Here is a 26,267-nt window from a genome sequence, read left to right as displayed (position 1 = left end):
TTACTTTGGCCGGGAAAAAGGAAAGACTACTTTACCGGCAGCATTTAAACGATATCCTTTGCGGTGCAGGTGAATGGGATAGAGGATAAAATATCCCACCATAAAACACAGAGACCCTGTGAGGATCAGAAGGCTGAGCCACAGCGGCATTCCGGTATAGCGGGTTACAAAACCTTCCAGAAAAGCTGCTACTACAAACACAGGGATAAGCGCCACCATGATCTTGATTCCGTCTTTCGCACCTTTGCGCAGAGACTCCAGCCTTTTACGGGTACCAGGGAACAAGATACTTTTACCCAGTATAATCCCGGCACAACCGGAAACTACAATACTGGAAATTTCCAGCGTGCCATGTATCCATATCACCAGCACAGATTTAAATCCCAGGCCGTGTGAAAAGAAGATGTACTGAAACACACCGAGCATAATACCGTTTTGCAGCAACAGGTACAAAGAGCCAATACCCAGAAAGATACCGCCTACATAACACATCAGCGCCACCCGGATATTGTTGACCGCAATCCGCAAGAACATCAGCAAGGGATTACCGTCCTTATAAACACCAAAAGGATCATTATTGGCGATATTTCTTTCTGTCATATTCACATATTCATCCCCCAGAAATCCTCTCACAAAAGTTTCATCATGGGCAGAAGAAAAAGCACCGATGATACAGAACACCAGAAAGAAACAGAAGGTGAACAGCAGCAAACGGTGATATTGCCGGAAAAGCAATGGCAGTTCAAAACGGAAGAATAATTGAAAACGGCCTACTTCTTCTTTCCTGTTCTGATATATCCGTTGGTAAATGCCGGCGGCCAGGCCGTTGATATAGCGGGTTACTTTACTAAAGCTATAGAATGTTTTGGCATAGGAGAGGTCGTCCAGTAAGGAAACAAATCTTTCCGCCATCTCATCAGGGTCATCGGTGGGCTCCTCCTGGATTTTTTTCCAGCGGGGCAAATTTTTCTTGATAAACAATGATTCTCTCATAGTGAGTCAAATTCCCTTTTAAGTCTTGATATCTACCTGCAGTAACGGGTTACTATGGGGAGTATCAGCAAACTTACTAAATCGTTTAACAATATATAAACAAATATGTAAATTTGAGTATGAGCAACATAAAAATACCAACTTCCTTTAACATTGATCTTGAATTTGAAACGGCGGATGCAATGAAGCGTTTTCTGGCCTGGCTCATTGATTTCGGGATCCGGCTCTGCTATTATCTGATGATGTATATGGTATTGGTATCTTTTCATTTTAGCAATACTACTACCCAGGTACTTTTAACATTGATTCTTTCCCTTCCGCTGATGTTATATTTTCTGGTACTGGAAATATCGATGGGAGGCCAGACTCCCGGGAAAAAACTGATGCATCTGAAAGTGGTAAGTCTTACCGGCAACCAGCCAACCGTCAGTCAGCATCTGATCCGCTGGATCTTCCGGATGATAGAGTCGCCACTGCTGTTCTTTATGTTTCTTATTCCGGTAATCATCCCGGTAGTAGCGATAGCCCGTACTCCTTACAGTCAACGTCTGGGCGATGTGGTAGCCGGTACAATTGTGATCAACATCAAAAGAACGGGAAGCATTGAAGAAACCATCTTCAGGGATATGTCTGCAACAGACTACCAGCCACAGTTTCCGCAGATCACCCGTTTATCCGACAGGGATATGAACAAGGTAAAAGAGCTACTCGATAAGGCGCTCAAAGCCAAAGATGAAGTGCTGGCGGCCAAAGTGGCCCATCGGGTAAAAGAAGTGCTGCATATCCAGTCTGAGCTACCCAATACCAGTTTTCTGGAAACAGTGTTGAATGATTACAACTACTACACGACGAAAGACAATTAATACAATAGTATAAAACGAAGAGCGCGGAGGAAATCTCCGCGCTCTTCGTTTTATACAGACGCTTACGCGCTGGTTATCTTTATTTGTTTTTTACTACGATAGTATTTGTCCAGTTGTCGTGCCAGGCAGCGTCGCCAAACAAAAGACTGAATGCTTCAAAAGGCACCAGTCTGGAAGCAGAGCGGCCCAGGGCCTTACCGAAGCTGATCGGTTCGTTATCCCTGGTTACTACACGGGTTCCGGTTACCATTTTACCAATGGTCCGGCCGTTCATCAGTCCTTCCATGATACTGTAATAAAGCAGGAAAAACACGATGTAGATCACCTGTATTTCAGCCATGGCCAGTTGAGCAAAGTTCATAAGGCATATGAGAACGACAAAAATCACCAGAAAGTCGACCAGATAATTGGCGAAACGGAGGCCTTTGCTGGCCAACTCTGGAGCCGGTTCTTCCAGATCGCTGAGCAGGTCGGTGTTTTTTGTATCATTAAATGATTCCATAGGTTAAGTGGATTTAAGGTAAGGAATTAAGCAGCATTTGTGCCGATGGTGTTCACATCTTCCATTGGACGGATACCGTTGGGATCGCCGGCAGGGCCTTGATAAACGATGCTACGGTCGAATGCCAGGATAGGAATAAAGATAAAGCCCAGGAATAATATGCCCAGGGTAAAGCCCACATCTTTTCCAAAGCTTTTGCTGAGCAGGTTTGTAGCCCAGATGGCAAAAATAATGTTGACACCGGGGATCATGAACAACAGCAACCACCACCATGGTTTACCGATAATTCTTAACATGATGATAGTGCTGTAGATAGGTACAATGCATTCCCATCCTTCAAAACCAGCTTTTTTGTAGATTTTCCAGTTACAAATGATGTAGAAAATCCCAAAAGCTAAAAAGAATAAAAGAAGAGGGAGCATTAATGCGAAGATGGCACCACTTGCTGCGTTGTCCATAAGGATATTGTTTTTGATGAAATAATGAAAAATGACTGCAGTCAACGGAGTGAGCTACAGTGCGGGATTAGCCAACAAGATACAAAAAAATTCAGGTATAACAAATGAAACACATACATATTTCATTGATTTTTTAACTGGAAAATAATAGGCAACACAGGCATATTGAAAATTTTTTTTGAGATTTCTTTCACAAAATTTGGATTTTCAGTGAATTGCATTACCTTTGCAACCGGCAAGTCTTATACGACCAGCTCCTGCTGAACTCCCCCAGGACAGGAATGTAGCAAGGGTAGGTGGTTGAAGCGGTGCGATATAAGTAACTTGCCTTTTTTCTTTTTTAAAGGTCATTAGTTGCTTGTCAATAGTCATCTGGTTACTATTCTCTCACCTCTTCACTAATGACAGTGTACTCCGCAAAATGACTCAAAGCAGATCCTTACAAACTAATTTTTAATAGTATGAAATTCTTTATCGATACAGCGAATCTTGATCAGATCAGGGAAGCTCATGATCTCGGCGTACTGGATGGAGTGACTACCAACCCTTCCCTGATGGCGAAGGAAGGTATCAAGGGAGAAGCCGCTATTCTCAAACATTACGCAGATATCTGCGATATCGTGGACGGAGATGTGAGTGCCGAAGTATTTTCTACTGATTTTAAATCTATCGTTGAAGAAGGCAAAAAGCTGGCTGCCATCCACCCGAATATTGTGGTGAAAGTGCCGATGATCAAAGAAGGTGTAAAAGCCATCAAATGGTTTTCTGAAAACGGTATCAGAACAAACTGTACGCTGGTATTCTCTGCTGGTCAGGCTATTCTGGCTGCTAAAGCAGGAGCCGCTTACGTATCTCCTTTCATCGGACGTATCGATGACAGCAACTGGGACGGTGTTGAACTGATCGCTCAGATCTCTCAGATATACAGCCTGCAGGGCTTTAAAACTGAAATCCTGGCAGCGTCCATCCGTAGCGCCCTCCACATTGTAAAATGTGCTGAAGTAGGTGCCGACGTATGTACTTGCCCGTTAGACTCCATCCTTGGCCTGCTGAAACATCCGTTAACGGATATCGGCCTGGCTAAGTTCCTGGATGATGCCAAGAAAATGTAATTTTCAACATATTTTTTAGATGGTGTATCCCCGGTGCAGTTCTTGCGCCGGGGATTTTTTTTGTAAATTGTTAGCCACTAAACAACTTACGGATGGGGAAATATATTCTTGCCCTCGACCAGGGAACCACCAGTTCCCGCGCCATTATCTTCGATCACGACGGCAGTATCAAGGCTACTGCTCAAAAAGAATTCAAACAGATATTTCCGCAACCCGGCTGGGTAGAACATGATGCCATGGAAATATGGACATCACAGGCCAGCGTAGCAGCAGAAGTACTGCTCAAAGCCAGGATATCAGGCGAAAACATCGCTGCCATCGGCATCACCAACCAACGCGAAACCACTATCGTATGGGACCGCAAAACAGGCAAACCCATTCATAATGCCATCGTATGGCAGGACCGCCGTACTGCCGCCTACTGCGACACACTCATCAAAGAAGGAAAGGAACAACTGATCAAAGACAAAACAGGCCTGCGTATCGATGCCTACTTCTCTGCCACCAAAATAAAATGGATACTCGATAATGTCCCCGAAGCCAGACGCAAAGCCGAAAACGGCGAACTGGCCTTCGGTACAGTTGACAGCTGGCTCACCTGGAACTTCTCCAACGGACACCTGCATATCACCGATGTAAGCAACGCCTCCCGCACGCTGTTGTTTAATATCCACGATATGAAATGGGATGAGGAACTATTGTCACTCTTCAACATCCCCGCCGCTATGCTGCCTGAAGTTAAACCTTCCAGTGAAGTATACGGCTATTCCGAAGCCTCCCTCACCCCCTACCGTATTCCGATTGCAGGCATCGCCGGCGACCAGCAGGCAGCCCTGTTCGGACAAATGTGCACCGCTCCCGGTATGCTCAAAAATACCTATGGCACCGGCTGTTTTATGGTGCTCAATACCGGCGACAAACCCATCCCCTCACATAACAACCTCCTCACCACCGTAGCCTGGCAGATCAATGGTAAAACAACCTATGCCCTGGAAGGCAGCATCTTCATCGGTGGTGCAGTAGTACAGTGGCTGCGCGACGGCCTTGGTATCATTCATCACTCTGTAGATGTGGAGAAACTGGCCGCCACCGTACCACATAGCGACGGCGTATATTTTGTACCGGCATTCGCCGGCCTCGGCGCCCCCTACTGGAACCAGCATGCCCGTGGTACCATGGTCGGCATCACCCGCGGTACCAGCTCTGCCCATATTGCCCGCGCCGCACTCGACAGCATCGCCTTCCAGACCATGGACGTGCTCAAAGCCATGGAAGCGGATGCCGGCATGCCCATCAGTGAACTGCGTGTGGATGGCGGCGCTACCCGCAACAACCTCCTGATGCAATTCCAATCAGATCTGTTGCAGGTGCGTGTAGTACGACCCAGGATCACCGAAACCACCGCACTAGGCGCCGCCTACCTCGCCGGACTGGCCGTTGGCTTCTGGGACAGCATCGAAACTATCGACCAGCAATGGAAAATAGATGCCACCTTCGACCCAACTATGGAACAAACACAACGTAATCAACTCTGTAAAGACTGGAAACGAGCTATCAAAGCAGCCCAGGCCTGGACAGAAGAATAAAAAATTCCACACATGTCACCATTATTAGCCGAAATCATCGGTACCGCTTTTCTCATCGCCCTTGGCGATGGCGTAGTTGCCAACGTAGTACTCAGCAAATCCAAAGGCCAGCAGAGCGGCTGGATCGTTATCTCCATGGGATGGGCCATGGCCGTATTTGTAGGCGTTTTCTGCGCCGGACAGTACAGCGGCGCCCACCTCAATCCTGCCGTCACCCTTGCACTGGCCATCAAAGGATCTTTCAGCTGGTCGCTTGTACCGGCGTACATAGGAGCCCAACTGTTAGGAGCCATGCTCGGCGCCCTCCTCGTATGGCTTTGCTATAAAAAACATTTCGATGCCAGCGATGATGCCGCCGGTAAACTGGCAGTATTCTGCACCGCACCGGCTATACGAACACCCTGGTATAATCTCCTCACTGAGTTTATTGCCACCCTCGTATTTATACTGGCTATCTTCTACATCACCAAACCCACTACCGGCATCGGTTCGCTCGACGCACTGCCTGTCGCCCTCCTTGTGCTGGCCATAGGCCTGTCTCTCGGAGGCCCTACCGGCTATGCCATCAATCCCGCCAGAGACCTGGGCCCCCGCATTATGCATGCTCTTCTGCCAATTCCCGGCAAAGGCAGCAGCGACTGGGCTTACGCCTGGATACCTATCGTCGGTCCGCTGGCGGGAGCCATCGCTGCAACTGTGATATATAACGCGTTACAGAATTAAAAAGAGTAACTGCGATATTATAAAGGGTTGCTGAATCAATAAGAGTTCCTGATGGATGCCGATAATTCTGATAAGCGGAAATCACTTTTATTAATGAAGATTTTTTTATTTTGATAGGAACATTCCAGCCTTCAATCATACAGAGGCTGGAATGTTTTTTTTCACCACAACTATCTACCTCATCTCTACAACAAACCACTATTCTCTCTCCTCCATCATCCTCCGATATCATCTATCTTACAAATCATCTTCTTCCCCATCTCTGCAAATACCATCCTATCTCCTCATCATTCTGTTACCAATCAATCGCCTTCCTCAAAAAACAAACATCAGCAAACAATATCTTCCTCCATCCATCTCTGCACACAAAAAATCAAACCTAATCTTCGCACATCAGCATCATCACCCGGCATCAAAAAATATCACAGTCCAAAAAATCTACAGTTCATCAGGACTATCAGAAAAATCATTCTCATCACAGTTATTTTTCATTTTTTTCTGAAAGTTTCATAACTTTGATAAAAATTAGCACTTGGTACAGCATTTGAGCTTTACATACAGTGTTAATCATGAGAATGCCACATCCACATTGCTATATAAAATAAATAGATGAACTATGATTCAGCCCAATATTCCGGAGTCTGCTCAACCGCGCGTCGTAATTGTAGGTGGAGGATTTGGCGGTATTAACCTGGCCAAACAGCTTAAACATGCACCAGTTCAGGTAGTCTTGCTGGACAGAAACAACTACCATCTTTTCCAACCTTTGCTCTACCAGGTATCTACCGCAGGCCTGGAACCCGACAGCATCGCCTTCCCACTCCGAGGTATCTTCAGCAAACAGAAAAACCTGGTCTTCCGAATGGCGGAAGTCACGGGAGTTAGGACTGCAGACAATATCCTCGAAACAGGTATAGGGGAAATACGTTACGACTACCTCGTGTTTGCTACCGGTAGCAATACTAACTTCTTCGGCAACAAGGCAATCGAACAACATGCTATCGGCATGAAATCGCTCATCGAAGCAGTACAGATCAGGAATTATGTGGTGAAACAGTTTGAGGAAAGTCTGCTGTTGAAAGATCCGGAGGAAATAAAACCCAAGCTCAACTTCATCATGGTAGGTGGCGGGCCCACCGGCGTAGAGCTTGCAGGAGCCTTCGCTGAATTACGCAAATATATCATGCCCAAAGACTACCCAACACTGCCTCAATCACTGATGGAGGTATATCTCATTGAAGCAGGCCCCAGAGTGCTGGCTTCTTTCAGTGAAAAAACGTCTGAGCACACCATGAAAGCACTGCAGGACGTAGGGGTAAAAGTATTGGTCAACACCGGCGTAAAAGAATATGATGGTAATACTGCCATCCTCAGCACAGGTGAAAAGATACAATCACAATCCCTTTTATGGTCTGCCGGCGTAAAAGGTGTACCTGTAGCGGGTTTGCCGCAGGATATCATATTACCCAACGGCCGTATACTTGTCAACGAATTTAACCAGCTCAAAGGATTCAATAATATATTCGCTATCGGTGATATCGCACAAATGACCAACGATCCGCGTTTCCCGAAAGGTTATCCCATGGTGGCACAGGTAGCCATTCAACAAGGTAAAAACCTGGCCCACAATCTCCGCCTGATGATGGAAAATAAAACCATGAAAGGCTTCTACTACAAAGATCTTGGCAGTATGGCCACCATCGGACGCAACAGGGCCGTAGCTGAAATTTTCAATACGCGTCTCAGCGGTTACATCGCCTGGATGGTATGGATGGTCGTGCACCTCATGAGCCTTCTGGGATTCAGAAACAAACTGGTGGTATTCATCAACTGGTTCTACCGCTATTTCACTTTCGACAGAGGCACTCGCATCATTATCAAACGCGGCGCCGCCAACATTGTGAAACTCCGGCAAACCGTCGGCTCATAAAATGTACAAGTTGTTTTGTTGTTATATTAAGGTGTTTTATTGTTAAAAATGCAAAAGTCCTGATGGTATCATCAGGACTTTGCTTTTAGTATAATATCGTACGTTATTTACGATTCAGAATAGAATTGAGCGTCACACTGGATACCAGCTCATCGGCCCTTCCACCCAGCGGACGGAAATATAACAGAATCGTGTAATTATTTTCCGTTTCCCAGTAGTCACCTTCTGTCAGTTCGGTATTGAATTTAGCATTGGGAACTGTTTTATCTACCAGGCCATAGATATAATTATAGTATCCCTGTTTCAGAAATAACGTCGCTTCATAAGCCCGGCTGGCAGCATTATAGGTCATCTTACTGTTGCTGTTGCATTCGTAGTTGGTCACCTCTCCGAAAAGATACATATCATATCCGGCATAAGGCTCCGGTGCCAGAAAAGAAAAATGCACAGAGGCGTAGTCCCCTTCAAAATTGGGATCATAGTTATCTATGGTAGCCAGATAATATTTACCGTTGAGATCCTTGATAAACTGGTATAATTTATCTGCCCTTTCAACATCCGGTACTGCAAAAACATCGGTGCTGTTACTATGATATTCCGAGTGACGTACCCTTTCTGTCTGCAGCCGGAAGCTTCTCAGATCTATCCAGCGGAATTCTTTCCCGGCGGGCATTATACAATCCATTTCTGCATTGTATTTGATGGTGTTACCATTGATAAACTGCGGTTTCAGGTTGGTGATTGCATTATCCCAACGATAGTTTTGGAGGATGACCACCTTGATCTGATCAAAAGGATTCTGGATATTCAGAGAGCCGGTGTTGATCTCAAAATTTATTTTCTGATGTGTCCGGAAAAGTTTCGGAGTAATAGGCTGCTGAATAAATCCGGCGATGCCGGCCTTGTTTTCCACCACGTACAGACGGCGGGTAAAGGCCAGCTGTGTGGTGTCACTGTCCAGGTAAACTTTCAACAGATAGTTGCCCGACTTGATCGGATAGCTGTTGGTGCCCGGTAGATGTACACTATAGTGAGTATAACGTTGTAAGGCCACACTCGACATTTTGTAATTCAGTATCCTGGTCTCTGAAAAACCGCGCATGTAATCAAACTGGTTTACCTGAGCCGGCGTCCAGTCTGCATTACAGAGTACAAAAGAATAGTAGTAGTTTTTCACGTCATTGTCCATATCATCGAAAGACAACTCCAGCTTTTCGCCGGTACCGATCGTGTACATGGGCATACTGAGAGGATCTCCCGTCTGATTGAATTTGACCGACTTAATATTGTTGTAATAAACATGGTCCGGTGTAATGACATTTGACTGGGCCATTACCCTCGCGGAAAACAGGCTTGCTGCCAGGACCACCCATAAAAGAATTGCTGCTGTACGCATACTGGCTAATTGATGGTATTCAAGTTACGATTATTTGCTTATTTAGAGATTTAGTTATTTAGACATTTTTGATTTCCTACATTTGCTTTAATAGCCAGAAAACAACATAATGGAATTATCTTCTTTTATTGCCAGAAGGATTGCTTTCAACAAAGCATCCTCTTTTTCAAAGTTCATTATCAACATCGCTGTTGCTGCCACCGCAGTAAGCGTAGCGGTAATGATCCTGGCAACAGCCCTGGTCAACGGCTTTCAGGAAGTAATCCAGGATAAGATATTCAGTTTCTGGGGACATCTTCATGTCAACCAATACCAACCCAATGCCGGACCACTGACAGAAGAAATTCCCTTTACCTCCACTCCTACCCTGATAGACAGCATCCAACGGGTACCCGGTATTAAAACCATCAGCCCTTATGCTACCAAATCAGCCATCATCAAGTCTGAAAAGGAAATCGACGGTATCATCTTCAAAGGAGTGGATAAAAGTTATGACTGGCCACAGCTGAAACGTTTCCTCCAATCCGGCAGGCCACTGCAATTCAGCGATACCAGCTACACCTCGGAGATCATGATATCCGCCAACATGGCGCAGGAACTGCAGGTAAAAGTAAATGATAAAGTCATCATTTACTTCATCCAGGGCAACGGACTGCCGCCACGTGCCCGTAAACTACTGGTATCCGGTATTTATAAAACAGGCATTGAAGAATACGATAAAACCTATGTGATTGGTGATCTTAATCTCGTTCGCCGTCTCAATGACTGGGAACCTGCTCAGGTAGGAGGTTATGAGATCATGCTGAATGATTATCATCTCATGGACACCACCGCCCGCATCATCGACAACAACGTATTGCCCGACCAGCTATTTACCCGCACCATCCGTGATATCTATCCCAATATCTTCGACTGGCTTGAGTTACAGAATCAGAATGAACTGATCATCATTGTTATCATGACCATTGTAGCGGTTATCAACATGATCACCGCCATCCTTATACTGATACTGGAACGTACCAATATGGTGGGCATCCTCAAAGCACTGGGCATGCGCAACTGGCATATTCAAAGAGTATTTGTTTTCCAGGCAGGTTATATCATCCTTGCCGGGATACTTATCGGCGATTTCTTCGGGCTGGGCCTGGCCTTTCTGCAACAGGCCACCGGCATCTTTAAACTCCCGGAAGAGTCGTATTACATGTCGGTGGCCGCTATCTCTGTACGCTGGCAGGAAGTCCTGGTGATCAATTTCGGCACTATGGCCATATGCCTGCTGGTGCTGCTGATACCATCACTGATTATCCGCAGGATCACACCAGTAAAAGCTATCCAGTTCAAATAATCTATTTCCGGGCAGTCCGCACAAAATCACGCAGGTAACTACATTGCCCATATACCTCCTGATAAAAACTCGTCTGGGAGTAATTGGCCTTCAGCACAGGGAAATAACGGTTACGTACCAACGCTGAATAATATTTTTTATCATTCTCCATCGGTGTGACATGTTTTTGTGAACAACGTGCCGCCATAAAAAAGCATCTTGCTCTGAACTCATTATCTGTGGCCACTTGCGCAGCTTTCAGATAATATGCCTCTGCTGCATAACAACCAAAATACTGGCGTTCAAACGGATCTTTTTCACAAGCTGCTGTATACCAGTAATATGAATGACGGGAACTCCTCACAAAAGACCATGTTTTACCGTAATAAGTAAGGTTAAACAAGGCAGTAGCATAGTCATAATACACCCTGGCATCTACCGGTGGCGTCTTCATTTTTTCTTGCAGGGCCAACATGCGGTCGCAGAACTGTAACTGAGTGATCGCTTTGCGATGCGCGGCATCAGCAGTATCCTCTCCAAAATCCTGCAGCTGGTCCTGGAAAACCTGGTAAGACACCTGCTGGCTACCCGCTTTGCGGAACCAGGTCTGGGCACTTTTAAAATCATGTGTCCGCAGATAGCTCTCCCCGATTACACGAGGCAGGTCCAGTTTTTTAGGGAAATAAGAAACCAGGTAAGCTTCATACGGCGTTTTACCAGCCGACTTCATAAAGCTATGCAGCTGCAGCAGCTGCGCAGAAGTCATCACATCCTGTACCTGGTCAGTAGCAGACTGACCGGACAGAAAATAATCATAGGTATCCAGCTCATCACAACGGCCACGGATCAACGTTTCTTTCACGAAATCTCCCTGCTGGTGGTATCTTGGAGCCAGAATAGCGCCCAGCAGGTTGCGGTAGGTCTTGTTAAAAAACCGGTCACGCCCGGAAGACCACCAGTCGTTGTTATTCCGTTTTACTACTTGTCCATCCAGCCATTTAAAAGTAGCTAGCATTTTATTTTCGAAAGCGCTGTCAATTGTTTTTTGCTGGTTGATATTGACCAGCAGATTCACCACTTCCCACTGATTTTTGATCTCCGGATCTTTATGCTCTGTTTTGTCGAGCATTGTTCTGGCCGCAGTATAATCGCGGCTCATATAAGAAAGGTAGGCTGCACATACCTGCCAGAAAGCAACATCCTTCACTTTACCCTTCTCGATCACACTGTTCATCCAGGTGGTCATAGGGCGGATACGGGTATCAACGATAGTAGTCAGTTCCGGCGACAGCGTTTTGATAGTGGCCATCGCAACAGAGTCAGTGGAAGTGGAAACAGCTTTGTCCAGGAAATCGGCTTCCAGCTTGCTGATTTCGCGCCCCAGCAATACATTGAGGGCCGGAGAAGATGGATCAAAAGCATAAGCTTTTTTTAGCGGCTCCAGGGAAGGCGAATTGTGACCAAAACCATATACAGCAGCTACCATGGCCTTTTCATGATTATCACGGCACAATGCATATACAGCGTTTTCCGGCGCATTAGCCCATGTCATGCTAATAAAACAGCTGGTACGTAATGCAGGTGCTTTATCAAATACACGGGAAAACAGATAAGTACTTTGTACGGAATCACCCTGATGCTGCAGCGCGCCCGCCTTCAATGCCAGGGCCTTATAATATATCAGCGTAGAACCTGACTTTTTAAACAGTTTATCAAAAGCGGAAGCTGCATCTGCATACTGGCCAGTGTAGTGCATCAGCCTTATCTGCTGGAAAGCATACCGTTCCCGAATTTCCTTATTACTGGTTTTGTCATACAGCTCCGTTGCTTCTTTCAATAAAGCAGTCATCTGCGGAACATCATGAGGAGGCTCAGACCATCTGTCAGCCGCACTTACAGCCGGCTCACAGGTTTTGGCAAACAGCAGATAGCGGGCAGCGTCCTGGTTTCTGTCTTCCTGCAGAAATCTGGTGAAAGTATTATTGCGTACGCTGTCAGGCAGGGAGGCAGTGCTTTTTACCGTTACGGCCGCCATCTGTTCCCTGGAATAGGTATAGATGTATTGTCGTATATCCGCTGGCGTTGCCTTATTGCCGGTGAATTGCTGCCAGTCGTTCACATTCGCTTCTTCTTCAGATGGTGTGGCATCATCATAGAAGCTGGTCATCGAGGTATAATAAAACGGCTCGTATCCTTTTCCGGACTGGTAGGGATTAAAGAAAGAAATGTAATAGTCGTAAGGGTCCATCTCCGGCCCGCAGGACAGAGTATAGATCACATTGCCGAACAGCACGACACAAAAACTAATAAAAAAGACGATAAATTTTCTGTAGTTCATCCAACGGATAATTATGAAGGGTTACTGAATCCAGGTGATAAAAAATAACGACGGGGGCATAGTCCTGCCGTTGCCGGGCCACCATTCGGGCTACTGCTTCCAGCTCTTTGTTGTCGCTGGTTTCGCGGCGAACAACGTTCCCTGCCTGCAGCATATACCCATTAACAAGACTGTCTTTTATAACAGTATACTGCCGGCGCCCGGAGCGGGCAAACAGCGAAGTGTCCCGCAATGCAGCATCTCCGATGTTACGCAGGATGCCTGCATAACGACCTGCTTTGAATAATACGGTCCAGTCAAACAGCGGTAAAGCGATATCCAAAGGTAATGGATAAGTGGCAACCCGGTCGCTACTGATATATGACTGCATGGTTTCCTGGTCCAGGATAGAGTTGTGATCACCTGGTTTTCGCAGGTCTCCCATATTGTAACACATCAGCAGGCCTTTGTCTGTTGGAGGAACGCCACTGCTGGTCACAAACTTCACCTGGTGCATCCGGATAGTGGCAGACAACTGGCGCCCTTTAAAAAAAGACTGTTGCCGCAGCTGACCGATGAAAGCGAAATAAGCATCTCTGGTGCTTTTCGTCCAGTCGCAGTCTATCTGTATCTCGGGGATACGGCCGGCAGGGATCTTACTACACAGTTTTTCCAGCAGCTTGTTGATATTGGCAGCCAGGGCAGTATCGGGATTTTGCCATACCTCGTTCATGATAAACACTACGGGCACGAGGTCTATACTATCTGGCAGAGGTGCCTGTTGTTTGAATACGGCCACGGGCACTGGTTTTCCGGTAGCCGGGTCCAGATCGGCATCAAACATTTTTATATAAAGCCGTTTGGCCGGTAAGCCTTTCAGGTAGCGCATTTCGGTGGCATTACCGGTCCATGCCTGTTTCCAGTAGTAGAAGGCAGGTGTTACCTGTCGCTGTGCTGTATGGCGGCAGGCGAAACACAATAACAATAAACAAAAAGGTAACAAACGGGACATTCACATCACATTAAATCAGTAATCTGCCGCAGATGATACCGGCGGCCACGGCGGCATTAAGGGATTCGGCCCCTCCCAAACGGGGGATGGTGATCCGGTGGGTGGCCAGAGATATCACTGTATCGGATAATCCTCTGCCTTCATTACCAATCAGGATAATACCTTCTTTGATTGCCTGGAAACCAGTAATATCCTTTCCGTGCAGTGTAGCGGCATAAGAAGGCAGTTTACTCTGTTGCAGCAGTGTGGGGATATCCTGTTCTTTCAGCTGTACCCGGGCGATGCTGCCCATAGTAGCCTGAATGGTTTTAGGGTTATAAACGTCCACACAATCCGGCGAACAGATGATCTGACGGATGCCAAACCAATCGGCTATACGAATAAGTGTACCCATATTCCCCGGGTCCTGGATCGCTTCGAGGGCCAGCACCACGGTACCTTCCGCAGGAAGGCTGTTATCTGCAGGTGGCATATCCAGCAGAGCCATGGCATTATTGGGGGTGGTGAGTGCAGACAGTTGTTTCAGGACCATATTATCCACTTCCTTTACTGCATCTGCCGGCAAACCAGTCAGCAGACTTTTATGCTGCTCCAGCCACGAGCCGGTGGCATATACCGCCTTTACGGGCATGCCCGCCTGTAGCAGTTCCTGTACGATCTTGTCACCCTCCGCAATATACTGGCTGGATTTTTGACGGTTTTTTTTGTGCTGTAATGATTGAATATATTTAATTTGCGCCTTTGACAACATGAGGCCAAACCTACACGATTTCTTTTAATCAGCCAAGAAGAGGCTTACTTGGAGGTAGGGTTCAGTGTTACCATTTTAAAATAATAATAACGTTTCGTCCGTGATGCAGCCGCTACCCAATTCAAGGATTTCTATGCTGAGATATTTGCTGCTACTGGCTGTAATACTCACTTTGGGCGCATGCTCCAACACTAAATACCTGCAAAAGGACCAGTCTTTATATATCAGCAGCAAAGTAGAGGTGCATGGTGAAATCCTCAACGCCGAAAAACAGGATATCCGCAGCTCTCTATCTTCCAAATCGCTGATGACCCAACAGCCCAACAAAAAATTACTTAACACCCGCATCAAGGTATTCCTGTATAATCAGAAGTATAACGAGAAAAAATCCAACTGGTTCTGGAACCTGGTACTCTCCAAAAGAAACCTGGAAGCACCAGTGGTTTATGATTCTGCCAAAACAAGAGAGTCCATTTCCCGGATGACCAGCTACCTGCACAACCAGGGATTTTTCTATGCTTCCGTTGATGCCTCCTCCAAAGAAAAAAGACATAAAACCAGTGTCACTTATACCGTAAATACCGGCCGCAACTTTGTACTCGACAAGATCACGTACGATGTGCCGGACTCCAATATCCTCGCTATTGTTAAGGCTCATGAGAAACTGTCCCTGATACAAAAAGGGATTGCCTATAAAGCAGCCACCCTTTCGTCTGAAAGGGAACGCCTTACCCGTGTCATCAGAGATGCCGGTTATTATAAGTTTGGCCGCGATGCGATTGAGTTTACAGTGGATACCCTCAACAAGGCCCTCTTCCGCAACAGCCTCAACCCATTTGAAGGTTTTGTCAATATCTTCAATGAAAACAAAGGCCGCGAAAAACCCACTATGGACGTGGAAATCCACGTCAAAAACCCGGAAGATTCCGCCAACGCCACCTGGCAGCTTTATCATATCAGCAGTATTTATGCCTACCCCGACTTTCCACTCAATGGCAACGCCAATGACAGCACCCTCAAAGAAGATAAACGCAAATACATTACCATACGCTCTCACCAGGATATTCTCAAACCTAAAATATTATCCAAGTCTATCCTGCTCCGGCCGGGTGAAACATATTCATTACAACAGTATAACAATACGGTCAACAAACTCTATGACCTCGGTGTATGGCAGTTTGTGACCCTGCAATACAAGGAAAACAAAGATACCGCCAGGGCCCTCGATGCTTACCTCTTCCTCACTCCCCGCCGCCGTCAGGAACTTGGGGTCAACTTTGAGGTGAGTAACAGTTCCGACTATACGCTGGGCTCCGGTGTAAGCCTCAACTACCGGCACATCAACCTGAGCAAAAGCGCTACCCAGCTGAGTATGAGCCTCAATACCGGCATCGAACTGGTAAAACAACCCAGTGAATGGGTATTGCAATCCAGAGAATTTGGTGGAGAGATAGGCCTTACCTGGCCCCGCTTTGCCCTGCCTTTTAATATCCGGCAGGCTCCCAGGTCCAACGTAAAAACCAGGCTTACCCTGGGCGCCAACTACCTGTCCCGTATACAAAAGTTCGATATCACCAGCATCAACCTCACCTATGGTTATGACTGGAATGAAAGTGCATATAAACGCTGGATTGTAAGACCTTTCATCCTGAACTATGTAGGTGTGAACCTCAATCCGGAGTTCAGAGATACAACGGTAAACAAAAACCCTTACCTCAAACGTAGTTTTGAGCCGGCACTCATCGGCGGCGAAAGTGTTTCATTTATTTTCAGCAACAATGATCTGCTGCATCCGCGGCATTACAGCTATTTCAGAATAAACATTGAAGAATCAGGGTTATGGCTGAATGGGATCAACAGCCTGGTAGATGCGGTCACTGGTAAAAGATCCAATGTGGAATCCCTCACCCGGGTAACCATTTCAAACTTTGTGAAGACGGAAGCAGACTACCGCCATTACTGGAGACTGAACAACCACAGCGGACTGGCCACCAGGCTGTATGCGGGTATCGGTATTCCTTACAGTTACTCTTCTGTATTACCTTATGTAAGACAGTTCACCGCTGGCGGCCCTAATAGCATCCGTGCATTCCGCCTGCGTACCCTGGGCCCCGGCTCTTTTAAAGATACTTCCACCAGTGCCCAGATATTCCCTGATCAAACCGGAGATATGAAACTGGAAGGTAACATAGAATACCGCTTCGACCTGCTACGCATGTTTGGCGGTACTGTCAACCTTAAAGGCGCTACCTTCCTGGATATGGGTAATATCTGGATGATCAACAAAGATTCGACCAGGCCCGGCTCCGAATTCCGTTTCGATAAGCTGTATAAAGACCTGGCCATTGGCACAGGCGTGGGCCTGCGCCTGGATTTCTCCTTCTTCCTGATCCGGCTTGACTGGGGCATCCCCGTGAAGGTACCTTACAATACCAATAATAAAAATGGCTGGTACCTCAGCGAATGGGATCTCTCCAGCAGTCAATGGCGCCGGAACAATATTATCTGGAATCTGGCTATTGGTTATCCGTTTTAGGGATGCTGTTGGCAGCGATAAATGTTTCCATATCTACCGCATGTTCCAGCTTAAAATCACCGATACGGGTACGGCATAAACCACTCAGGTATGCACCGCAGCCCAGTGTTGCGCCGTAGTCGTTGGCAAGAGAACGTATATACGTGCCCGTGCTGCATACTACCCGGAAGTGTACAACAGGTAGTTCTATTTTGGTGATCTCGAATTCGGAAATAGTGATCCTGCGGGGTTCTACTTTTACATCCACTCCTTTTCTGGCCAGCAGGTAGATAGGTTTACCATTCTGTTTGATAGCGGAGTGTATCGGTGGCAACTGCATGATTTCACCCATAAAACCCTGCGTAGCGGCTTTTAAGGCGGTCTCATCTATAGCACTGATATCTTTAAAGTTCTCCGGCTCCGATTCCATATCGAAAGTGGGCGTAGTAGCGCCCAGTGTGAAGCTGCCGGTATATTCCTTCTCCTGTGCCTGGTATTCGTTGATTTTTTTGGTCATTTTACCAGTACAGCAGATCAGCAGACCTGTTGCCAGTGGGTCCAGCGTACCGGCATGCCCTATTTTAGCCTTGGTTAAATTTCTTATTTTACGTACCACATCAAAGGAAGTCCATGTCAGCGGTTTATTGACCAGGATGACAGCTCCTTCCTGGTAATTCATCTTGTCTGTCGTTTGCATCCCGCAAAGATAACTAAATCACCTAAAGCTGTTAAATATTGGCCGATACTATGTTTGCTCATATTATATGAAAAAATATTCTAACAGTTAACTACCAAAAGCTTGAAGCTTTTGCATAAATTCACGCAATTTTGCAAACATGTCATTAGAACACCATAAGAACGCCACACTCCGTTTTCAGCAGCAGGTAGACAACTCGCGCGACTATGTAGTGCCTTTTATCCAGCTGGAATTTCCACAGATGGAGGGCCTGCGCGTAATGGAGGTAGGCTGCGGAGAAGGCGGCGTACTCACACCATTGCTGGAAAAAGGATGCAACTGTGTGGGAGTAGATCTTGCACCGGCAAGGATAGAACTAGCCAAAAGTTTCCTGCAGCAGTATGTAGATGCCGGCCAGCTGAAATTAATTGCCAGGAATATTTACGATGTTGATTTTCTGGGAGAATTCCGTCATTCTTTTGATGTGATCATCCTCAAAGATGCCATTGAACATATTCCCGACCAGGAGAAAATTATCGGCCACCTGAAGCAGCTGCTCACGCCCCGCGGGCAGGTGTACTTTGGTTTTCCACCCTGGTACATGCCACATGGCGGCCACCAGCAGATCTGCCACAACAAGTTCCTGAGTATGGTGCCCTACATACACCTGCTTCCTACACCGGTTTACCGGGGTGTTTTGCGGTTATTTGGAGAAGAAGACGATATCGTACAGGACCTGATGGAAGTAAAATCTACCGGCATCTCCATCGAGCGTTTCGAGAGAATTGTAAAACGCCAGGGCTATAAGATCACCCAACGCAGATTTTACCTGATCAATCCCATCTATAAATACAAATTCGGCGTAAGTGCCCGTGAGCAATGGAAACCTGTTGCGGCTATTCCTTTTATCCGCAATTTTGTGACCACCTGCATGTATTATATGATCAAGCCACAATAGTTGGCCGACGGCCAATAAATCAAAGAGCGCAAAGAATTTTTCATGTTGAAAATTCTTTGCGCTCTTGTTTTTTCAGATAGATGTATTACTGCTCATTCCATATGTCCCAGGAAGCTTCTGCCTGCAGGATCAGCATCTCATGGCCGTTTTTGGTAACAGCCCCTTGTGCCAGGCCTTTTTGCAGGAACATTGTTTCGGGTGGATTGTATACCAGATCGTACAGCAGATGATGTGAACTGATGTATTGATAAGGTATATCCGGACACTCATGGATATTGGGATACATGCCCAGTGGGGTCGTATTAATGATCACCGTATGTGTTTCCATCATCTGCTCGTTTAGTGAACTGTAGGCGATGGTATCATCGCCGGCATTGCGACTCACTACGGTGTAAGGTATATTCAGCTCCTGGAGGGCATACATAACTGCTTTGGCAGCACCGCCAGTTCCCAGCACCAGTGCCCGGTTGTGATAGGGTTGCAACAATGGCTGCAGCGAGTTACGGAAGCCTATCACATCGGTATTAAACCCCTTTTTTCTGCCATCTTTAAAACGGATACAGTTGACTGCACCAATGCGGGCAGCAGCATCACTTAATTCATCCAGATAAGGAATGACTTGTTCTTTATAGGGAATGGTCACATTAAGACCGCAGAGGTCCGGATGTTGTGCCAGTAAGCCCGGAAACTCAGTGATGGCGGGGATGGGAAACGTTTCGTACTGATGCCCGGTTATATTTTCAGCTTCAAATTTTTTGGTAAAAAATCCTTTGGAAAAAGAGTGGCTGAGCGGATAACCAATGAGGCCATATGTTTTCATATGCTACTTTTTGATGGAAAAAATTTAGGGATCTGGTTATTTACAATGTCTTATCAGCTGCATTCTAAATAACCGGATCCCTACATCAAAATATCCCTGCGGGAATTATTCTTTGTCGAGAAACAGGTGGAAAGTATCACCTCTCAGCCCTACGCGCATAGCTTCCAGGGAGATCACCTCATGTGGAGCGAGGTTACCGAGGTTGGCGTTGCAGCCTACCAGTTCCAGGAAGTACAGCTGTTGTGCTTTTTGTGGTGCTTCCCAGATAATTTTTTCGGCGGGGATCTGGGTGAGGATTTCCTGTACCAGGCCTTCGCGCACTTCACCGGTACCGCGATAGATACCTACGTTACCGCTTTCGCGGGCTTCTGCAATCACATAGGAGGAGCCGGCATTCAGCTCTGCTCTCATTAATTCGATCCATTTATAGGGAGGAATAATATGTTCTGCATCTTTGGAACCTACTTCGCTCAGGACCAGGCCTACTTTGGACAGTTTTTCGATGTACCCGCATTTTTCTGCGTGCGGGATGGTGATAGAGCCATCAGACACTTCCATGTAGTTGATACCATAATCTTTTATCAGTTTCACATACTCATCAAACTGATTACGGATCAGAAAAGCTTCAAACAAAGTACCGCCAAAATATACCGGGATGTTGGCCGACTGGTAAAGCTCAATTTTCGCTCGGAGGTTGGGCGTGACAAAAGCAGTACCAAAACCCAGTTTCAGGATATCCACATGGGGTCCCGCCGCCGATAAAAAATTTCTTGCTTCTTCCAAACTAAGCCCCTTGTCCATCACCATGGTAAGACCATGATTGCGGGGTTTCTTTGTCCTTTCCGGGATCTGTGTCAGATTAAAATTCATTTGAAATATTTTTATCTTCTTATTGGTCAGTAAAACACATACTATTTTTCGCCAGGCAAATAAGTCGGGATAGTTTAGCTGCAATTTTAGTAACCGGAAATACGATGGCCTTTGTTCATGACAAAATTTAAAAAGCCGGCGCAAAAATAAGAAGTATACTTTATTTTAAAAGTAAATAACACAGGTTAACGTTTCCGGCGGTATTGAGCAACCAGGTCTACTACACTCACATGCTGCAGGATGGCCGGGTCCAGCTCCACCAGTTTTTTCAGGATCTTGGGAGCCTGTTGCAGGGCGGTTTCCAGATGCAGAAGCCCTTCTTTTGTTTTCCCCATGGCAATGAGGACAGCGGCGCGGTAATATTGAAACACCGGTTTGCGGCCGGCTTTTTCTTCGGCATTGGCCAGCTGGTCCAGGGCTTCTTCCAGAAAACCAAAAATATACAGCCCTTTTACCAACTGCAGCCAGGGTTGCATACTTTTCGGACGGATACGCACTGCATTCACAAAATGTAACAGCGCTTCCTTTTCCTGGCCCATTTCCAGATAACATTCGCCGATGCTCATGTTATATTCTGCACTCTGTTTGTTAATTTTCAATGCATTAAGCAGCGATTTGATAGCATTCTCCCAATTTTCCTCCATCATGTAAGCTGCTGCTATCTTGTAATACAGCTTGTCATCGTTGGGGCTCAGATGGGATGCCTTGCGATAATAGTACCGCGCCTGTGTGTATTTACGCTGTTTCTCATAACAGTGGCCAATGGCCTCGTAAATCACATCTTCCGGCTTGGCAATCTCCAGATGCTTCTGCAGCACTTCAATCGCGTCTGCATACTTACGCAGGCGAATGTAGGCATCTCCCATATTGCGGTATGCATAGTCGAATTTCTCGTCAATGGCCACCGCGTACTGGTAAGCGTCTATCGCTTTTTCGTACAGTTTAAGGCCCTGGAAAGCTGTGCCCAGGTTGAACCAGGCCAGATGATTATAGGGGTCTTCATCGATGATATAGTTGTGCAAGCGGATACTTTCTTCATTGCGGCCGGTAAATTCCGTCCAGAAGCAGATCTTATGCAAAGCCTCCTCGTTGCCGGGCTCATGTTCGAGCGCCATCTTCAGACAATCAAACACCTTTTCAAATTCCTCCCAGTCATCGTACACATCCGCCAGTTCCAGTAACAGCTCTGTCTTGTCTTCTCCCTCAAACTGGTCAATCTGCTCATTCAAAACCGCCGCGGCCTTTTCATGCTGGTTCAATGCCAGATACACGTCTGTCTGCAGGATATACAGGTTGATATCGTTGCGGTCCAGCAAGGCGGCTTTGTCCAGTAACTGTAAGGCTTCTTTATACTTTTTGGTTTCTATCAGTAAGTTGGCCTTTTTGAGAAGGAGTGCAGAAGAAAAGGGAAACTGTGCGATGGCTATTTCGGCGGCTTGCAAAGCAATTGGCACTTCGTCCTGCTCGTCATAATAGTCTATGATCTGCTCAAAGGAGTCCTCGTCCAGAAAAGAGTGAGATTTACCCGCCCTCAGATTTTCAAACTGCTGCAACAAGTCTCTCAGATCATCAAAATCCTCGTTTAAAAAAGAAAAATCTTTACTCATTAATGTAAATATAAGACTTTTATGTATCCGCCAAAATGCAGCGACACAAACCGTTTATAAATTTTTTAACATTTTATTAAGAATTTATTGTAACTTGCGTTAAGAATTTGTTATATAATAGAACGAAAAGTTTGTATATTTGTGTTACAATGAAAAAGAATATCCACATATCGAAGACCTTTTCATTGTCTTGCCTCCTGGCGAGCGCTATGGCGCTGTTCGCTATCAGTGCATGGGCAAATAATAGCTTTTTGCCTTCAGATAATGAAAAAGAAAAGGCGAAGAAAACTGACAACATCCATTTTGTGTTGAATACTGCCATGCCCAAAACAAACCTGGCCCTGGACGCCGGTTACAGATTTACAGGCAGCATCAACTCCAATTTCAAATTTACCAATACCAATGTGATAAATTTCCAGTCGGTTATGACCTACACCAAAGGCAATATGACCTATGTAGTGCCATACACTGTACTACCACCACAGCAGCCTGGTAATATGAACTTTCAGAAACTGCAGATTATCCTGCCGCTTAAGAAAGGTTGACTTTAACGTTTCTTCTAATACAAATATGGGCCTATCAAAAAGTTTAACAACTTCTTGATAGGCCTTTTTACTGGCGCAGATTACATGTTTTTCAACTCCTCCGCACTCACTACTTTATAACCAGTCTTGGGAACATCAAAATAAGAAGCAGGAATAGGGAACAGCTCTACCTTGGTAGCGATTACACGCATTTTAGAGCCCGTTTTCGTCAGTATCTCAAACTCCAGGGGTATACCCTTCAGATTTACAAAACGGCGGTTATAATGCCTGTTTTCCGGCACAAGGTCCGGTGTGTAATAAACCTCAAAAGTATTCCCGTCCGGCAGGGTACCAATAGTCTTCCTGCAGGTATAACCCGCAATCTGCCGCGTTTCAGGCTGGTCTTTAAACTGAACGTTCTCGTATTGCTTCAGCTCTTTCTCGTATTGATCTTTTTTGGCCCGGATCATATACTTGGTACCATGCTGATCGATCAGCGTAGTCAGCGTTTCATCTTTAGTATTGATCAGGTAGGTATACTTAACAACATTAAAATCCATGTCTATCCTGCTGAGCTGCCCGCGCATATACTGGGTCAGGGTACTTCCCTCCAGCATGGCATCTGTTTGCAGCTGCTCAGGCGGCAGGTCCATCTTGTAAATGATTTTCGCGTCAGAAATAGTTCGCTGTGCCAGTATAGGGCTGGTCAGCCATAAAAGGAAAAAAGTTAAAAACAACCGGTATGACATAGTATGTGGTGTGTTGGTTAGTTGATCGGTGCTGGTAAAACAGGCTACCATACTAGCTTTTCTTTATTCAGAAACGCAGCTATCCCACGTTTACAGTCTTCATGTCCTCGGGTGGCTGCATTCAGTTCAGCTGCATGCTCCAGTCCGTTTTTCATAGGTAGGTCCAACACCGTGCCAATCAATTTTTTTGTCACTTTCAGAGAATTGCCGGATGCTTCATTACATAGGCTGGTGGCTACTTTAGCCACATGTGCCGTTATTTCAGCAGCAGGTACTACAGCCGTGATCAAACCATCACGGGCCGCTTTTTCAGCTGTTACCAGCCTGCCCGTCAGCAGTAGTTCCCGGGCCCTGCCCTCTCCTATCTTCCGTACCAGAAACACCGCTACCAGTGCCGGTACAAAACCAATCTTCACCTCAGTATAACCCAGCATTGCCTCCGGTACCACATAACTAAGGTCGCAAACCGTTACCAGGCCACAACCACCCGCCACTGCATGACCTTCCACCTGTGCGATCACAACTTTATCGAGCTGGTAGATCTCCTTAAAAAGCTGCATCAGCTCTTTGGAGTCGGCCAGGTTTTCTTCATAGGTATTCTGCTGCAGTTGCTGCAGGTAATCCAGGTCGGCCCCGGCACAGAAAGCCTCGCCATTCCCTTTTAATACAATCACTTTTACATCTTCATCCGCTGCGGCAGCAGCAAAGGCCTGCCTCAGCTCCGCCACCATCGCTCCATTGAGCGCATTCCGCTTGTCCGGCCGGTTGAGGGTAATGGTGGCTATCCGGAAAGCTACTTCATATTGCAGCAGGAAAAACTTCATAACAGTAAAATTATGCATTGCGCATGACCGCTAATACAGCGGCCATGCGCAATATCCTAAGGCAATATAAGGAATAAACTTTTAATGAGTAATCTCATGAATTACCTGGCCAACGTTGCCACTTGGCATCTGTATATGCAACATCGCCGCCAGTGTAGGAGCAATATCCGTCATACCCACTGTACGGTTGGTTTTGCCGGGCTTAACACCCCAGCCCATCCATACCAGCGGAATATGCGCATCATAAGGATACCACAAACCATGGGTGGTTCCGGTTTTACCGCCATCGATATAAGCAGGGGTCAATACGATCTGAATATCGCCGCTGCGTTTGGTGTTATAACCGTTGCTCATCATAGTGCGGATAGGCTCCGGTAATACTGTCACCATCAGGTCTTTGGTTGGGAAAGCCTTGGCGATAGCAGGTGATTTCAGCAGCTCTGCAATGATAAACTCCTGGATATCGTTGCGGTTTTTGCCAGAAGCAGCGATAGCATCGTTATTGAGCCATATCTGATAGTTATCCACGGCTTTGATCGCGCTTACTCCAAATTTGGCGTCTATTTTTTCATTCAGTTCTTTCACAGCAGCACGGTCGTCCCAGGTTCCGCCAGGCAGTTTGTTTTCCTGCAGGAAGCCAGGCACATGTGCCACGCCATGATCGGCGGTGATGAAAAACAGGTACTGACCTTTGCCTACTTTGGCATCGAGGTACTGGAAGAAAGCTCCCAGATCCTGGTCCAGACGCAGATAGGTATCTTCTGCTTCGATGGAATTAGGCCCGAACTGATGTCCTACATAGTCGGTGGAAGACAGGCTGACAGCGAGAAAATCGGTCACTTCTCCTTTACCCATGTTATAAGCTTCCATCGCCTTTTTGGCGAATTCCAGCGTCATCGTGTTTCCAAATGGAGAAGCAGCAATGGAACCATTGGCTGCGGCACTCAGGTCATGCGGGAAAGAAGTGCCGGTAGTGCTGTTTTTATATTTTCCTTCGTATGGTTTTTCATCTTCTGTACTGAGGGTATAGGTAGCAACAGGATACAGGGTAGTCCAGGGTTTGGCCAGATATTGTTTGGGCCATTTCTGCTGATTGTATTGTTGTGCCCATTCCGGCAGTTCGTTCATATAGTAGGTGCTGGTAACCCAGTTGCCGGTGCTGCCATCGTACCAGAAGGCGGCATTGGCGCTATGGCCGGCAGGCAGAATGGCGCCACGGTCTTTGATAGCTACGCCTACTACCTTGCTCTGGAAATGGTTGGACAGGCGCAGTTCATCACCAATGGTGGTCACCAGCATGTTACGCGGACTCATTTTGCCAGCGGCAGAGGTGCTACCTACAGTGTTCATAGTAGTATCTTCCGCGCAATACATGGTACGGCCTATTTCATTGCTGTACCAGGTGTTGCCAATGATGCCATGGATAGCCGGTACCGAACCGGTATACACACAGGTATGGCCACATGCGGTGATGGTAGGTGTATAGTTGATCAGGGTGTTTTCGCAGGAAAACCCATCCTGCAACAGTCTTTTAAAACCTCCGGCGGTGTATCTGCTACCATAGCGATAGAGATAATCCCAACGCATCTGGTCTACTACTACGCCGACTACTAGTTTTGGTTTGTTCGTTGTTGTTTTGGTGTTCTGGGCTGATGCCTGATGATTGATGGGTTTGGGAGAAGTCGCTTTCTGTGCCCAAACAGCCGGTGCAGTCATAAACAGCGCCAGGGAAAGAAGGGTGGTCCTTTTCATTAGAT

General features: G+C 46.4%; 23 protein-coding genes and 1 other RNA gene. 10 read left to right on the top strand and 14 right to left on the bottom strand.

All coding sequences use genetic code 11. The features are described 5' to 3' along the window. Positions 1–993, bottom strand: a complete 993-nt coding sequence (locus DF182_RS17795; RefSeq protein WP_113617190.1) for a stage II sporulation protein M — start codon at positions 991–993, stop codon at positions 1–3. Positions 994–1,112: 119 nt separating this feature from the next. Between DF182_RS17795 and DF182_RS17790 the strand changes: the two genes are divergently transcribed. After that, positions 1,113–1,856 carry an RDD family protein gene (locus tag DF182_RS17790; protein ID WP_113617189.1) on the top strand — a complete coding sequence of 248 codons (744 nt, stop codon included), beginning with the start codon at positions 1,113–1,115 and terminating at the stop codon, positions 1,854–1,856. Positions 1,857–1,935: 79 nt separating this feature from the next. Here DF182_RS17790 and DF182_RS17785 read toward each other — a convergent pair whose 3' ends face one another. Together DF182_RS17785 and DF182_RS17780 are read right to left on the bottom strand one after the other, a co-directional pair. After that, entirely contained in the window at positions 1,936–2,358 is a 423-nt protein-coding gene (locus DF182_RS17785) for an RDD family protein (RefSeq protein WP_113617188.1), read from the bottom strand. A gap of 26 nt (positions 2,359–2,384) precedes the next feature. Further along, the gene (locus tag DF182_RS17780) at positions 2,385–2,816 is read right to left on the bottom strand and encodes a DUF5684 domain-containing protein (RefSeq protein ID WP_113617187.1); all 432 of its coding nucleotides are present in this window, start codon (positions 2,814–2,816) and stop codon (positions 2,385–2,387) included. Positions 2,817–3,049: 233 nt separating this feature from the next. Here DF182_RS17780 and ffs point away from each other — a divergent pair. From ffs to DF182_RS17755, 5 genes are all read left to right on the top strand, one after another. Then, an RNA gene (ffs, locus tag DF182_RS17775) (signal recognition particle sRNA small type) lies at positions 3,050–3,149 on the top strand. Positions 3,150–3,277: 128 nt separating this feature from the next. After that, on the top strand, positions 3,278–3,928 hold the full coding sequence (fsa, locus tag DF182_RS17770) for a fructose-6-phosphate aldolase (protein ID WP_113617186.1): 651 nt from the start codon (positions 3,278–3,280) through the stop codon (positions 3,926–3,928). A 92-nt stretch (positions 3,929–4,020) separates the two neighbouring features. Further along, positions 4,021–5,514, top strand: coding sequence for a glycerol kinase GlpK (gene glpK / locus DF182_RS17765; RefSeq protein ID WP_113617185.1), 1,494 nt, complete (start codon positions 4,021–4,023; stop codon positions 5,512–5,514). Between the two features lie 12 nt (positions 5,515–5,526). Then, positions 5,527–6,237, top strand: coding sequence for an MIP/aquaporin family protein (locus DF182_RS17760; RefSeq protein WP_113617184.1), 711 nt, complete (start codon positions 5,527–5,529; stop codon positions 6,235–6,237). Between the two features lie 616 nt (positions 6,238–6,853). Then, positions 6,854–8,167: an NAD(P)/FAD-dependent oxidoreductase gene (locus DF182_RS17755; RefSeq protein WP_113617183.1), complete on the top strand. Its 1,314-nt coding sequence runs from the start codon at positions 6,854–6,856 to the stop codon at positions 8,165–8,167. 103 nt (positions 8,168–8,270) lie between these two features. Here the strand turns inward: DF182_RS17755 and DF182_RS17750 are convergent, their stop codons facing one another. After that, a complete protein-coding gene (locus DF182_RS17750; RefSeq protein WP_113617182.1) occupies positions 8,271–9,563 on the bottom strand; it encodes a type IX secretion system plug protein in 1,293 nt (430 codons plus the stop codon). Positions 9,564–9,672: 109 nt separating this feature from the next. On the opposite strand from DF182_RS17750, the gene DF182_RS17745 reads away from it, so the two are divergent. Further along, positions 9,673–10,908, top strand: coding sequence for an ABC transporter permease (locus DF182_RS17745; RefSeq protein ID WP_113617181.1), 1,236 nt, complete (start codon positions 9,673–9,675; stop codon positions 10,906–10,908). 1 nt (position 10,909) lies between these two features. On the opposite strand, the gene DF182_RS32445 is transcribed toward DF182_RS17745, so the two are convergent. From DF182_RS32445 to DF182_RS17730, 3 genes are read right to left on the bottom strand one after another with little or no spacing between them, the layout of a single operon-like run. Next, entirely contained in the window at positions 10,910–13,225 is a 2,316-nt protein-coding gene (locus DF182_RS32445; RefSeq protein WP_161964172.1) for a hypothetical protein, read from the bottom strand. Next, positions 13,191–14,216 (bottom strand): hypothetical protein, encoded by a 1,026-nt coding sequence (locus DF182_RS17735; protein WP_147243468.1) that lies wholly within the window; start codon positions 14,214–14,216, stop codon positions 13,191–13,193. Before DF182_RS17735 ends, DF182_RS32445 begins: the two co-directional genes overlap by 35 nt. Before the next feature lie 10 nt (positions 14,217–14,226). Then, a complete protein-coding gene (locus tag DF182_RS17730; RefSeq protein ID WP_113617179.1) occupies positions 14,227–14,967 on the bottom strand; it encodes a TrmH family RNA methyltransferase in 741 nt (246 codons plus the stop codon). 133 nt (positions 14,968–15,100) lie between these two features. On the opposite strand from DF182_RS17730, the gene tamL reads away from it, so the two are divergent. Then, a complete protein-coding gene (gene tamL / locus DF182_RS17725) occupies positions 15,101–17,503 on the top strand; it encodes a translocation and assembly module lipoprotein TamL (RefSeq protein ID WP_161964171.1) in 2,403 nt (800 codons plus the stop codon). Here the strand turns inward: tamL and truB are convergent. Further along, positions 17,484–18,179, bottom strand: coding sequence for a tRNA pseudouridine(55) synthase TruB (gene truB / locus DF182_RS17720; protein ID WP_113617177.1), 696 nt, complete (start codon positions 18,177–18,179; stop codon positions 17,484–17,486). The two genes, tamL and truB, sit on opposite strands and share 20 nt — an antisense overlap. 139 nt (positions 18,180–18,318) lie before the next feature. Here truB and DF182_RS17715 point away from each other — a divergent pair, with 139 nt between their 5' ends. Then, positions 18,319–19,116, top strand: coding sequence for a class I SAM-dependent methyltransferase (locus tag DF182_RS17715; protein WP_113617176.1), 798 nt, complete (start codon positions 18,319–18,321; stop codon positions 19,114–19,116). 85 nt (positions 19,117–19,201) lie between these two features. Here DF182_RS17715 and DF182_RS17710 read toward each other — a convergent pair whose 3' ends face one another. The 3 genes from DF182_RS17710 to DF182_RS17700 all read right to left on the bottom strand — a co-directional run bounded on the left by DF182_RS17710 (position 19,202) and on the right by DF182_RS17700 (position 22,413). Next, the gene (locus DF182_RS17710) at positions 19,202–19,936 is read right to left on the bottom strand and encodes a shikimate dehydrogenase family protein (protein ID WP_113617175.1); all 735 of its coding nucleotides are present in this window, start codon (positions 19,934–19,936) and stop codon (positions 19,202–19,204) included. A 105-nt stretch (positions 19,937–20,041) separates the two neighbouring features. Continuing rightward, positions 20,042–20,806: a phosphosulfolactate synthase gene (locus DF182_RS17705; protein WP_113617174.1), complete on the bottom strand. Its 765-nt coding sequence runs from the start codon at positions 20,804–20,806 to the stop codon at positions 20,042–20,044. Between the two features lie 185 nt (positions 20,807–20,991). After that, on the bottom strand, positions 20,992–22,413 hold the full coding sequence (locus DF182_RS17700) for a tetratricopeptide repeat protein (protein ID WP_113617173.1): 1,422 nt from the start codon (positions 22,411–22,413) through the stop codon (positions 20,992–20,994). A gap of 149 nt (positions 22,414–22,562) precedes the next feature. Between DF182_RS17700 and DF182_RS17695 the strand changes: the two genes are divergently transcribed. Beyond that, entirely contained in the window at positions 22,563–22,958 is a 396-nt protein-coding gene (locus DF182_RS17695) for a hypothetical protein (protein WP_147243466.1), read from the top strand. A gap of 80 nt (positions 22,959–23,038) precedes the next feature. Here the strand turns inward: DF182_RS17695 and DF182_RS17690 are convergent, their stop codons facing one another. The 3 genes from DF182_RS17690 to pafA all read right to left on the bottom strand — a co-directional run bounded on the left by DF182_RS17690 (position 23,039) and on the right by pafA (position 26,262). After that, positions 23,039–23,737, bottom strand: coding sequence for a DUF4412 domain-containing protein (locus tag DF182_RS17690; protein ID WP_113617171.1), 699 nt, complete (start codon positions 23,735–23,737; stop codon positions 23,039–23,041). Further along, a complete protein-coding gene (locus DF182_RS17685) occupies positions 23,731–24,510 on the bottom strand; it encodes an enoyl-CoA hydratase/isomerase family protein (protein WP_113617170.1) in 780 nt (259 codons plus the stop codon). The genes DF182_RS17690 and DF182_RS17685 overlap by 7 nt, the downstream gene beginning before the upstream one ends. A gap of 81 nt (positions 24,511–24,591) precedes the next feature. Next, positions 24,592–26,262: an alkaline phosphatase PafA gene (gene pafA, locus DF182_RS17680; RefSeq protein WP_113617169.1), complete on the bottom strand. Its 1,671-nt coding sequence runs from the start codon at positions 26,260–26,262 to the stop codon at positions 24,592–24,594. Between the last annotated feature and the right edge of the window lie 5 nt (positions 26,263–26,267).

The organism is Chitinophaga flava (assembly GCF_003308995.1).
Lineage (GTDB): Bacteria > Bacteroidota > Bacteroidia > Chitinophagales > Chitinophagaceae > Chitinophaga > Chitinophaga flava.
The sequence above is the reverse complement of the archived record's forward strand: the minus strand, read 5'-3'. Positions and strand labels throughout refer to the sequence as shown.